Annotated in this window: 12 protein-coding genes; all 12 read left to right on the top strand. The window is 34.7% G+C overall.

The genetic code is table 11. From position 1 onward, the window contains the following. Positions 1–168: 168 nt before the first annotated feature. Genes ELD05_RS07340 through ELD05_RS07285 form a run of 12 tightly spaced genes read left to right on the top strand, consistent with a single transcriptional unit; the run spans position 169 to position 12,729 of the window. On the top strand, positions 169–1,314 hold the full coding sequence (locus ELD05_RS07340) for an acyl-CoA dehydrogenase family protein (protein WP_127351919.1): 1,146 nt from the start codon (positions 169–171) through the stop codon (positions 1,312–1,314). Positions 1,315–1,332: 18 nt separating this feature from the next. Continuing rightward, positions 1,333–2,121 (top strand): electron transfer flavoprotein subunit beta/FixA family protein, encoded by a 789-nt coding sequence (locus tag ELD05_RS07335; protein ID WP_127351918.1) that lies wholly within the window; start codon positions 1,333–1,335, stop codon positions 2,119–2,121. Between the two features lie 42 nt (positions 2,122–2,163). Further along, complete coding sequence (locus ELD05_RS07330; RefSeq protein ID WP_127351917.1) at positions 2,164–3,159, top strand: electron transfer flavoprotein subunit alpha/FixB family protein; 996 nt, start codon at positions 2,164–2,166, stop codon at positions 3,157–3,159. Positions 3,160–3,185: 26 nt separating this feature from the next. Then, a complete protein-coding gene (locus tag ELD05_RS07325) occupies positions 3,186–4,067 on the top strand; it encodes a ComEC/Rec2 family competence protein (RefSeq protein ID WP_127351916.1) in 882 nt (293 codons plus the stop codon). Between the two features lie 17 nt (positions 4,068–4,084). Beyond that, a complete protein-coding gene (locus ELD05_RS07320; RefSeq protein WP_127351915.1) occupies positions 4,085–4,870 on the top strand; it encodes a lipopolysaccharide biosynthesis protein in 786 nt (261 codons plus the stop codon). A gap of 36 nt (positions 4,871–4,906) precedes the next feature. Continuing rightward, on the top strand, positions 4,907–6,016 hold the full coding sequence (locus tag ELD05_RS07315) for a DegT/DnrJ/EryC1/StrS family aminotransferase (protein WP_127352940.1): 1,110 nt from the start codon (positions 4,907–4,909) through the stop codon (positions 6,014–6,016). Next, positions 6,016–7,329, top strand: coding sequence for a nucleotide sugar dehydrogenase (locus ELD05_RS07310; RefSeq protein ID WP_127351914.1), 1,314 nt, complete (start codon positions 6,016–6,018; stop codon positions 7,327–7,329). The genes ELD05_RS07315 and ELD05_RS07310 overlap by 1 nt, the downstream gene beginning before the upstream one ends. 18 nt (positions 7,330–7,347) lie before the next feature. Next, complete coding sequence (locus tag ELD05_RS07305) at positions 7,348–8,472, top strand: Gfo/Idh/MocA family protein (protein ID WP_127351913.1); 1,125 nt, start codon at positions 7,348–7,350, stop codon at positions 8,470–8,472. Then, positions 8,469–9,209, top strand: a complete 741-nt coding sequence (locus ELD05_RS07300; protein WP_127351912.1) for an acyltransferase — start codon at positions 8,469–8,471, stop codon at positions 9,207–9,209. The genes ELD05_RS07305 and ELD05_RS07300 overlap by 4 nt, the downstream gene beginning before the upstream one ends. Beyond that, the gene (locus ELD05_RS07295; RefSeq protein ID WP_127351911.1) at positions 9,175–10,371 is read left to right on the top strand and encodes an O-antigen ligase family protein; all 1,197 of its coding nucleotides are present in this window, start codon (positions 9,175–9,177) and stop codon (positions 10,369–10,371) included. Before ELD05_RS07300 ends, ELD05_RS07295 begins: the two co-directional genes overlap by 35 nt. After that, a complete protein-coding gene (locus tag ELD05_RS07290) occupies positions 10,349–11,635 on the top strand; it encodes an O-antigen ligase family protein (protein WP_127351910.1) in 1,287 nt (428 codons plus the stop codon). The genes ELD05_RS07295 and ELD05_RS07290 overlap by 23 nt, the downstream gene beginning before the upstream one ends. Next, positions 11,632–12,729 carry a glycosyltransferase family 4 protein gene (locus ELD05_RS07285; RefSeq protein ID WP_127351909.1) on the top strand — a complete coding sequence of 366 codons (1,098 nt, stop codon included), beginning with the start codon at positions 11,632–11,634 and terminating at the stop codon, positions 12,727–12,729. The genes ELD05_RS07290 and ELD05_RS07285 overlap by 4 nt, the downstream gene beginning before the upstream one ends. The last annotated feature ends 17 nt before the right edge of the window (positions 12,730–12,746 follow it).

The following is a 12,746-nucleotide window of genomic DNA, read 5'->3' as shown; positions in this document are numbered from 1 at the left end:
CTTTGAGGTAAAGTCTTAAAAAGATAATATCAGAAAAATTTTTTACAAACAAGAAAGATTTTAAGAGTATAATTTTAAATATAGAAAATGGTTTGAGTTTGACAATAAAGATTTTCATCTGATAAACTATCAAAAAAAGCTATTTAAAAATAGGGGGCGAAAGTTTAAGTGGATTACTTCTTAAGTGAAGAGCAAAAGGTTATAAAAAGATTGGCAAAGAGGATTTCTGATGAGGTCATATCAAAGGTAGCAGGCAAATACGATAAAGAAGGAATATTTCCAAGAGATATATTAGATTTGTTAGCATACACTGAGCTAACAGGTGTTTACATTCCAAAAGAGTACGGTGGCTTTGGTGGCGGTGTGATGGAGATGTGTCTTGTTGTTGAAGAACTTTCAAGAAACTGTGCAGGGATAGCTGTGTCATACGCAGCAACTGCTTTGGGTGCATATCCAATAATGCTCTATGGAACACAGGAGCAGAAGGAGAAGTACCTCACAAAGATTGCAAAAGGAGAGGCAATTGCTGCATTTGCTTTAACAGAGGCTGATGCAGGAAGTGATGTCAGCAATATTAAGACAGTGGCCGAAAAAAATGGGGATTTTTATATCTTAAACGGAAACAAACACTGGATAACAAACGGTGGTGAAGCTGATATCTATGTTGTGTTTGCAGTAACAGATAAATCAAAAGGACCACGAGGTATTTCTGCGTTTATTGTGGAAAAAGGATATGAGGGTTTTTACTTTGGGAAAAAAGAAGACAAGATGGGGATCAGGGCATCTTCTACTACAGAACTTGTGTTTGAAAATTGCAAAGTACCAAAAGAGAACCTCTTGGGAAGAGAAGGCACGGGATTTATTATTGCAATGAAAACATTTGACAGAACAAGACCGGGTGTTGCTGCGATGGCGGTTGGAATTGCACAGGGTGCATATGAACATGCATTAAAGTATGCAAAAGAGAGGGTGCAATTTGGTCAGCCTCTTTCGTCATTCCAGGCAATTCAGCACATGCTTGCTGATATGTACATAAATATTGAAGCTGCAAGGGCCCTTTTGTACTCTACATGTAAGATGATTGACAGTGGTGCAAAGGACTATACAAAAGAGTCTTCTGCATGCAAGGTATTTGCATCAGATGTAGCTATGAAGGTCACAATTGATGCCGTTCAAATCATGGGTGGAAACGGGTATGTAAAGGATTATCCTGTTGAGAAGATGATGAGAGATGCAAAGGTGACTCAGATATTTGAAGGTGCTAATCAGATTCAAAGAAATATTATTGCATCTGAGATTGTAAAAGAATTATAAGAAGAGGTGGAAAAAGGTATGAATATTCTTGTTTGTGTTAAGCAGGTAATAGACCCGGATAAAATAGAATATAGTCCCGCTACGAAAACAGTAAAGAGAAATCCTCAACATTTGATGAACAATCCAGCTGATTTGAATGCACTTGAGTTTGCCTTGAGGATAAAAGATACATTTCCTGATTCTCGAGTGTATACACTTAGCATGGGTGCTTTAGAATGCAAGGAAAGAATTAAAGAACTTGTTGAGCTTGGCGTTGATGAAGCAATTCTTTTAAGTGACAAAAGGCTTGCAGGATCTGATGCGTCAGCTACATCCTATGCACTCTCTTGTGCAATTGAAAGTTTAGGAAAGTTTGATTTGATACTTTGTGGTGAGCATTCGCTTGACGGTGAGACATCTATTGTTCCACCCCAACTTGCTGAGTATTTAGGAATCTGTCATCTGACATCTATAGTTGATATAAAACCTAAGGATCAAAATACACTTGAAGTTGTAAAGAAAATTGAAAATGCCTTGGCAAGGTTTGAGGTAAAACTTCCTGTATTGCTCTCAGTTAAAAAAGATAGTAATTCTGTTAGATTTCCAAAACTAAGTTTCATGATAAGAGCACTTTTATATGAGCCTATGATTCTAAGCTTAGATAGCTTAAAAGATATTGATGTTAAAAGAATAGGGCTTGAGGGTTCAAAGACAACTGTAGATGAGTTTAAAGAAGAAAAAATAGAAAACTTTAGCTGTGAGATTTTTGAACAAGGTAGTTTCAAAGAGATTGAGTGTATAGTTGATGCAGTATTGAAATATATCTAATGTTTATAAAATTAAATACGTCAAGGGGGTTATAAGAAGTAAATGGAATATACAATATTTGTACCTGTTATTTTCAATGGGGATAAACTTCAAAAGGTCAATTCACTTTTATCTCTTATTAAGAGCAAGGTTAGTAAACAGAAGAAAATAATAGTAGGGATATATACAAATACATTTTTGGATGAGGTTTTGATAAATCAGTTAAAACTTTTTGATGACTGTCAGGTTTTTATATATCCAAATAGTAACTTAAGTTTTTATGAAGGTCCATACATTGAGGCAGTTACAAAAAGTATAGAAGAGTTCAAACCTCAGATGGTGGTAGCACTTTCGGATGAGTTTATGAAGTCAGTTTTGGCAAGGGTTGCAGCAAGGTTTTCAGCAGGCTTTGCAGTTGATTGCTTTGACATACAGTTTGACGAATCATCTGAAAAGTTTATCTTTTTAAAGCCTGCATATGGATCAAATATAAATGCCAAAATCTCTATAAAGGATTCTCCTATTACATTCGTTACTATAAAGTCCAAAAGTGGTATTGAATGCTTATATAAGAGACCAAAAAATGTTGAAATTTCCAGAAAGCAAATAGAAATTGAAAATAAAGCTGGTCAGATTAGCTTTATAGAAAAAATTGTGATTGAAACTATTGATAACAAACTTGAAAGTGCTAAAATAGTTATTGGTGTCGGGAGAGGAATTAAAGACAAAGATAATCTAAAGTATGCTTTTGAGCTTGCAGATCTTTTAGGTGGTGCAGTTGGTGTTACACGACCTCTTGTTGATTTGGGATGGGCTGACAAAGAGCTTCAGATTGGACAGAGCGGCAAGATTATCTCTCCTGATGTTTATTTTGCATTTGGTATATCAGGTGCTGCTCACCACATCTGTGGAATTGGAAAGCCAAAGCTCTTGATTGCAGTAAATAAAAACAAAGATGCAGAGATATTTAAAATTGCAAACTATGGGATTGTAGCAGATGCGACGCAGACTATGAAGTCTTTTATCAGAGTGTTTAAAGAAAGGTTGGAAAAGTGCTAAAGCAAGTGAAATAGTGGAGGAATACGATGAAAAAAAGGGCACTTTTGGTTTTATTATTGATTTTTATTTTATTGTTTTCGGCTTATTATTCTTTGATAAATACACAAGAAAGTTTTTGGCAAAACAATCTGAAAGAATTTTTGGCTAAGGATGTTTGCACCTTATTCTTTTTAGATGTTGGGCAAGGCGACAGCATATTAATAAAATCTCCAGAAAATAGATTTATTTTAGTAGACTCAGGACCAAACACTGCTGAAGAGAGGATTTTAAAAATTTTTAATATCTTAAATATAAAGACCTTTGACATGATAATTGCTACACATCCGCATGAAGACCATATTGGAAACATGGACAAAGTAATATCAAACTTTGATGTTAAAAAGTTTTATACCATAGATAAGACCACAAATACTCAAACATTTGAAGATATGCTAAAAGCTTTAAAAGAAAAAGGTCTAAAGATAAATATCGTAAGATCATATGACAGAATCTCAATAAACGGTGTTTTGCTTACATTTTTATCTCCGTTAAAAGATTATGAAGATTTAAACGATTCGAGTGCTGTGACAATGGTAGAGTTTGCAAAAAGAAGAGTACTGCTCACAGGTGATATTTCAAAAGATGTAGAATATGATATGATAAGAGCAAATGAAGATGTTAGGGCTGATGTTTTAAAAGTTTCTCATCATGGAAGCTATGCTGCAACAAGCAATAGTTTTCTTAAGCAAGTAAATCCCAAGCTTGCGGTCATAAGTGTTGGGAAAGATAATCCATATGGTCATCCTCATGACTCCACGTTGAAGAGATTGAAAAATTATCGCATAAAGGTTTTAACAACAATGGACAATGGTAATATTGCAGTTATAATCTCACCAGATGGAAGTGTAAAAGTCTTAACAGAAAGGTAGAAAGGAGAAAAAGACGAATGAATGAGATTTTTAAAAAGAGAATAAAAGAGCTTGTGGCAATTGTACTTATTTTCATGATACTATCGCTTGTTGTTGTGCAGTTTTTCACCAAAACTCTTTGGACTGCTGAGATAAATCTCAGGCTTGATAATAACCTTCTAAATCCACTGAGTTTTAATATGGCTTCTCCATCTATTTCAAACATTGTACAAGGTTTGTATTCCAATATTACCTCTATTGATTTAAATAAAGAATATTTAGAGATGGTTGCGTTAAATCCGCCTTTTATAGACTATGTAACGAGCAAATATGGAGAAGATGAGAGATTTGGTGTGTTTGTCGAGCCAAAGGCGTCTAAAAGTGGAGTAAATTATGTTGTTGTTAAAGCGGTTGCTGATTCTTCTGCTGAAGCAGAGAAGATGCTAAATAGGTACATGGATAGCCTAAACAAGAAAGTTTTAGCAGACTTAAAAAATAGGTCTGATGCTGCTCAAAAGCTCTTAAATGAACTTTTAAAGGAAAAACAAAAGTATGACAAGTTAAAATTGACTACAGCTGAACAGGAGCAGTATAGTCAAATTTCATCTGCTATAAACCTAATAAAATGGTTCAATGAGAATTATAATAAAGTGATTGATTTAAAAAGTGCCATAGATGAATATGGCAAACTCAAGATATATGAGTCAGCAGGTAGCAAGTTTGAAAAGGCTGTAAGAGTTGTCGCTGGAACCTTTGCAGGAGTTATAATAGCAATTTTGTATGTCATTTTTAGAGAAAGAAGATATATACTTTCTAAGCTGTAATAAAAAAATAACATTTTACGAATGGAGATGAAAAAAATGATATCTCTAATTGACCTAAAACGACAGTATACAATGTTGTCAAATGAGATAAGGGAGGCTATAACCGAGGTTTTGCAAAGTGGCCAGTACATACTGGGACCAAAGGTTTCAGAATTTGAAAAAAGGTGCAGTGAATATTTAAATGTTAAGCACTGCATAGGCGTTGGTAATGGTACAGATGCTTTAGTAATAGCACTCGAGAGTGTAGGTGTGGGAAATGGTGATGAGGTAATCACAACGCCATTTACTTTTTTTGCAACAGCAGAAGCTATTGTAAGAGTTGGTGCAAAACCAGTTTTCGTTGATATTGATCGCCTTTCTTATAATATAAACCCTGAGGAGATTGAAGAGAAAATTACACCAAAAACCAAAGCAATCATCCCTGTGCATATATTCGGCCAGGTATGTGATATGGACAGAATATTAGAAATAGCAAAAAAATACAACTTATATGTCATAGAAGATGCGTGCCAGGCTTTTGGAGCAGAATACAATGGCAAAAAAGCAGGGACAATTGGTGATGTTGGATGTTTCTCGTTCTTTCCAACAAAGAACTTGGGTGGTTTTGGAGATGGTGGTTTAATTGTGACCAATGATGATAAGGTTGCAGAAAAAGCAAGAATGCTTCGCCAGCACGGGTCAAAGAAGAAATACTACAATGAACTTATTGGGTTTAACAGTAGGCTTGATGAAATTCAAGCTGCTATCTTGCTCGTAAAATTGAAATACATAGATGATTGGAACAAAAGAAGATCTCAGATTGCACAAAGGTACGATCAAGGCTTAAAACTTAATGGCTTGATCACGCCTGCAAAGACAAATAATTGTGAAAGAGGACATATTTACCATTTATATGTCTTGCAGCATGAAAAGCGTGATGATCTTATTAAGTACTTATCACAAAAAGGAATTGCAACAGGCATATATTATCCTGTACCGCTACATTTGACAAAGGCACTACAGTTTTTAGGGTATAAAGAAGGAGACTTTAAGGTGGCAGAAGAAGTCTGTAGAAAGTCATTTGCTATTCCAATGTTTCCGGAACTTACAGAGGAGGAGATGGAGTTTATCATCTCATCAATAAATGAATTTGGAGGGAATGTATAATGAATGAAATTGCAAAGCAGCTTTTAAAAAAGATTGAAGAAAAGACAGCAGTGATTGGTGTTGTTGGGCTTGGATATGTTGGATTACCTTTGGCTGTTGAGAAAGCAAAGGCAGGGTATAAGGTAATTGGATTTGATATACAGCAAAAGAGAGTTGACATGGTAAATAAAGGACAAAATTACATCGGAGATGTCGTTGACAAAGAGCTTGAACAGCTTGTCAAAGAAGGAAGAATTTTTGCAACCACTGATTATAGCAAGATTGCAGAGGTTGATGCAGTGGCTATTTGTGTTCCAACTCCGCTTGACAAATATAAACAACCAGACATCTCGTATGTTGTAAACTCAACAAAAGAGATTGCAAAATACCTTCACAAAGGTATGCTTGTAGTTTTAGAAAGCACAACATATCCTGGGACAACAGAAGAGGTTGTAAAACCAATCTTAGAAGAAAGTGGGCTTGTGTGTGGTCAGGACTTTTTCTTAGCCTTTTCTCCTGAGCGTGTTGACCCAGGAAATAAAGTGTATAATACTAAAAATACACCTAAGGTTGTGGGTGGAGTTACTCCAACATGTACAGAAATTGCTGCAAGGCTATATGAAAATGTCTTAGAAGGCGAAGTTTTTAGGGTAAGTTCACCAAAGGTTGCAGAGATGGAAAAGATTTTAGAAAATACATTCAGAAACATAAATATTGCACTTGTAAATGAAATGGCTATTTTATGTGAGAGAATGAACATTGACATTTGGGAAGTAATTGAAGCAGCTAAGACAAAGCCGTATGGTTTTATGGCGTTTTATCCCGGACCTGGCCTTGGTGGTCATTGTATACCAATTGACCCGTTTTATCTTACTTGGAAGGCACGTGAGTATGACTATCATACAAGGCTTATTGAAATTGCTGGCGAGATAAATAACTACATGCCAGAATATGTTGTTGAAAGGGTTATGAAAATACTGAACAAATTCAAAAAACCCCTGAATGGCTCAAAAATACTGGTGTTAGGTGTTGCGTATAAAAAAGACATTGATGATATAAGAGAGTCACCTGCTTTAAAGGTAATTGAAAACTTTGAAAAGGAAAATGCGATTGTTGAATACAATGATCCATATGTGCCGGGTTTTACTTATAAAGGGAAACAATATACATCAGTGGATTTTACAGCTGAGACTCTTGGTCAATATGACATTGTTGTAATTACAACTGATCATTCCAAATACGACTATCAATTTATAGTGGAGAATGCAAAGCTCATATTCGATACGAGGAATGCAACAAAAGGGATAAAATCTGAAAAGATATACAAACTATAAGTTTTTGGAGGGTGAAATATGGACAAACTAAGGGTTTGCTTGATTGGATGTGGTCGAATATCATTCAAGCATGCAGAAGCTTATGCCAACAACTTCGATAGCTTAGAAGTTGTCGGGTTTTGTGATTTGATCGAAGAAAGAGCTCAAAAGACAAGACAAAAGTATTATGAGCTTTTAAAAAGCAAGGGAATTGAAATAAAAAGGGAAATTCCAATATATACTGATTATATCAAGATGTTGAAAGAACAAGACACTGATATAGTTGATATTGCTACATTCAGTGGCTGTCATGCCCAGCAGACGCTTGTAGCACTGGATTTTGGTAAGCATGTGATTGTTGAAAAGCCTATGGCACTTTCTATTGAGGATGCAGATAAAATGATTCAAAAGGCAAGGGAAAAGAAAAAAGTTTTGGCGGTATGCTTACAAAATAGATTCAACAAAAGTGTACAGAAGTTAAAAGCAACAGTAGAAAGTGGCAAGTTTGGCAAAATCCTTTACGGTGTTGCAAACATAAGATGGAACAGAAACAATGAATATTATAAACAAGGTGCTTGGCGTGGCACATGGGAACAAGATGGCGGTGCGCTTATGAACCAGTGTACACATAACATAGATCTTTTACAATGGATTATAGATTGTGATGTTGACGAAATTTATGGAGATATCGAAACATTTTTGCGTCCAATTGAAGCAGAAGACACAGGTTTTGCTTTGTTGAAATTTAAAAATGGTGCGCGCGGTATTATAGAGGGTACAACATGTGTATGGCCATCTAATTTAGAAGAGACGCTTAGTATTTTTGGTGAAACAGGTACAGCTGTTCTTGGGGGCACCTCTGTCAACAGGATTGTTGTGTGGCGTGTCCCAGAGGAAGATGAAAAAGAGGTAATAGAGAAGTTTGCTGAAAATCCTGATAATGTGTATGGATTTGGACATACACCTCTTTTTAGAGATGTAATTGAAGCAATAAAAAATGGACATGACCCGCTTGTGACAGGTGAGCAGGGAAAAAGGTCGCTTGAGATAATCTTAGGAACATATAAATCTGCTATTGAAAAAAGGCCTGTGAAATTTCCACTTGGCAACTTCTCGGCGCTTGATGTAAAAAAAGAATATGAAAGGCAGAGAGTCAGAAAATGAGGTATATAAGTGATAGTGCTAAGATAGGCAGTAATGTTGAGTTTGGGTATTTTGTTGTAATAGAAGATGATGTTGTCATTGGAGACAACTGTAAGATTGGCCACAATGTTGTTATAAAAACTGGAAGTATAATAGGAAACAACGTAGAGATATCGGATGGAACAATTATAGGAAAGTTTCCTCAAAGGGCTTTGGCAAGCAAGACAACTGAGGATGTGACACTGCCACCAACTTTTATAGAAGATGGTGTAAAGATTGGTGCAAACTCTATTGTCTACAGAGGTGCTCACATTTGCCAAAATGTCTATATTGCAGACCTTGTGACAATAAGAGAAAATGTAAAGATAGGTGAGTATACGATTATTGGAAGAGGAGTTAGTATTGAGAATAAAACTAACATAGGAAGCTATTGCAAAATAGAGACAAACGCATATATCACAGCAATTTCGGAGATTGAGGATTGGGCTTTTATTGCGCCTTGTGTTGTCACATCAAATGACAACTTTGCAGGAAGAGGCAAGGACAGAGTAAAGTATTTCAAAGGTGTAACAATAAAGCGTGGCGGGAGAATTGGCGCAAATGCAACAATTTTGCCTGGCAAAGTGATTGGCGAAGAAGGATTTGTGGGTGCTGGTAGTGTTGTGACAAAAGATGTAAGGCCACGCAAGATAGTTGTTGGAAATCCTGCAAGGGAGCTTAGAGATGTACCAAGTGATCAGCTTCTTGAAAACCAGTAAAACTGAAATTGTTTTGAGTATAATAGGGATAGTTTTATTTCAGATTGTAAGGTTTTCTTATATACCTTTTTATCTTTTTCTGCTATTTATTATTGCTTTGGTAATCTACTATTATAAACCAAAGTTGAAATTTGAGGCTATTGAACTTATTCCTCTGTTTTTTTATATTGCAATGCTTCTACTTGCGACTTTATTCTTCAAAAATGCCATGGACAAGAACAAAGCTACTTTAGGTATGGTAAATGCTTTTGTCATTCCAGCTTTGTTCTATGTCCTGTTTACTCTGGCCGACAACAATCTTTTATATCGAATTAAAAAAGTTTGGCTTTTCACGTTTGTGATAGCTTCATTAGTTTGTATATTTGAATATTTATATTATTTGCTGTTCAAATCTTATAAGGAAAGGACAATTTCGATTTTTTTCAATCCTAACATCTTTGCGTTCTTTTTAGTAATGGTTTATCCCTTTGTATTGAGCTTTTTAAAGAGCGATAGGCTGAAGATAGGAGGGACCCTCGTTATATTTTTAGAGATTTTGCTCTCTGGATCAAGGACGGGCTTTTTGGTCTATCTCTTTGAGGCGGTCCTTATAAACATAAAACTTGTTCGCAAAAATATAGGAAAGTTTTTTATGGGTTTGAGTTTGATTTTGTGTTTGTTCTTACCTAAGATTATTTATAGAATTCCGAGAGTTTCTGATATATACAATACAAAAAATGCGGTGGGACAGAGAATCTTTGCAATAGAGTTTGTTCTAAATTACTTTAAGCATAAAAATCTATTTGAAGGAATTGGAGCAGGGCAATTTGAAAGCCTGTTTAGAAGTTTAAAACCACCTGGGATTGTCTTGCTTCACTCAGCCCATAATTTATTTTTAAATGCTCTTATTGAATATGGTATAATAGGATATGGGATGTTTATTTTTTTAGTATATTTTCTTGTCTTTGTTTCTACGTTTAATATTGCGAGGTCAAACGAAAGTTCTGATTGGATGGTATTTGTTGGCCTGGTTTGTATCACGATATTTCAAATGTTTGACATGGCTGAGATAACAAACGTGAGAATGATGGTTGTAAACTTGATTTATGTCTATTATATAGCCTTGATTTTACGAAAATTTAGAAGGTGGAGACAAAAGGATGAGAAAGCCTTTTCATCTTAGATTGAAACAAGAGTATCTGCCGCTTTTTATATACCTCACTTTTTTGGCCAGTTTTTTTGGCAGTACACTTGCGTATCCTCGTTTGAGTTACCTTTTTTTATATAGGATATTTTTAGGATTTTTATTTGTACTGATTTGCATAGATATAATCTTAAATGGGGTTGAGATAAAGAGGTTTTTGAATTTTTCTTCGTATTTTTTAGTTGGATGGAGTACGTATTCTCTCCTTAGCTTTTTGTGGGCACAGGATATTAAAAGTGCTATTCGCGACCAGGTATTTTTAACGGTAAATATCGTAGTTATTTTAATTTTTATGTATTACTCGAACTACATAAAATGGAATGTTTTAGAAAACATTATTTTGTTCTCGTATGTAGTAAACATCCTTGTTGGATACTGGGAGATTATAACAGATAGACATCTTTGGACATCCAAGATTCCTCTATATAACTTACACAGAACACCATCAACCTTTTTTGCAAACCCAAACGATTTTGCTACTTATTTGGTGTTGTATCTACCGTTTATTTTGAATTTTATTGTACGTGAAAAGCTACTAACTCTTAAGAAAATAGTAGCTTTAACTGTAGCTTTGTTGTCAGTGCCTCTTTTAATACTTACCACAAGCAGAGCAAATTATATAGGTTTTGTTTTAGCTTTACTAGTATACTTTTTGTTAATTGATAGCTCAGAAAAAAGAGAATATTTGAAGTATGCGTTTGTCATTTTCTTATTTTTAATAGTTCTCATTGGTTTTAGGTTAGACTTTGGTTTTTTGAGTAAAATAGGAGGGGTGATTACAACTCAACTATCCTCGCTTTCTGATTTTTCAACAAGCTCACTTACATCAAATGTGAGAAGAGAACTTTTGATTGTGTATGGTCTTTCATTTTTGTATGACTATCTTTTCTTGGGTGTTGGAGCAGGAAACAGCAGAGTTTTGATGGAAAAGGTAAGACAGTATACTATAAACGTGGAACTTCATAATTGGTTTTTAGATGTGCTCGTATGTTATGGTTTAATTGTTTTTGCGTTCTATATAATTTGGATTTTTTATATAATATACAAACTACTACACGTTAAAGATTCAAACAATAAATTAAAATTGCCAGCAGTTTCAACAATAGCTTCACTTGCTGCATTTGGTATCTCAAGCATAAGTTCGTCAAAGATGATAGAGATGAGGATCATGTGGTTTTTGTTTGCACTTGCACTTTTTATAATAACAAGTCCACAAGAGGACAAAGGAGAGCCAGAAAATTGAAAAAAGTATTAGTTTTGTCATCTGCACATCCTTGGGACGATGAAAGAGTGTTTAATAAAATTACAAAAAGTTTAAAAAAAAGGTATGAGACTGTTTTATGTGCCGTAGCAGAGAATGATTTGCAGGTTGTAGACGGTATAAAAATCTATGGATTAAAAAAGCTATCGAGAGCAAAGAGGTATAAAAATTATTCAAAGATTATAAGGATAGTAAAAGAAGAAAAGCCAGACATAATTCATTTTCACGATCCAGACCTTTTGCTTCTGGCCTTGTATTTTAAATTGATACTCAAGAAAAAAGTTATCTACGATGTTCATGAAGATTACTCTTTAGCATTTAAGGACCGCGAGTATTTACCAAAACTTTTAAGAAGCCTTTTTTCTTCTACTTTTAATCTCTTTGAAAAAAATGTGAGTAAATTATTTGATGGTGTGGTTGTTGTCACCGAAGACATTTTTAATAAATTCAATTGCAAAAATAAGGTTATATTAAAGAATTTCCCAACTATTGATATGTACGAAAAAAGGCAGGAGTATAACTTAGATGGCACAATAAATCTTGTTTATATTGGAAGTGTATCATATCATAGGGGAATTACAAATTTAATTTTAGCGGTAAAAGATTTGCAAAATCTTAATATAAAGTTAGATATTATAGGACCTGCCGAAAGCAGTGATTATTTCGAAGAAATAAAGAAATTTGAAAATGAAAAGATAAAAATTTGGGGAAGAGTGCCCAAAAGCCGTGTTCCTGATATTTTGAAGAATGCACATATTGGGTTTGTCACTCTTTTGCCATTGAAACGGTATTTGACATCACTTCCACTCAAACTTTTTGAATACATGGCAGCAGGTGTGCCTATAATTGCTTCGAACTTTGAGCTGTGGAAAGGTATAATTGAAAGTAGCAACTGTGGGGTTATTGTTGATCCTACGGACATTGAGCAGATTAAAAGTGCTATTTTGTATTTTTATAACAATCGTCAAGAGATTATAAATAAAGGACAAAATGGATATAGGGCTTTTATTGAGATGTACAATTGGTCAAAAGAAGAAGAAAAACTATTCGATTTTTACAAAAGGATTGTAGGTTAAAACATTTAAAATGGCGG

The organism is Caldicellulosiruptor changbaiensis (genome assembly GCF_003999255.1).
Lineage (GTDB): Bacteria > Bacillota > Thermoanaerobacteria > Caldicellulosiruptorales > Caldicellulosiruptoraceae > Caldicellulosiruptor > Caldicellulosiruptor changbaiensis.
The sequence above is the reverse complement of the archived record's forward strand: the minus strand, read 5'-3'. Positions and strand labels throughout refer to the sequence as shown.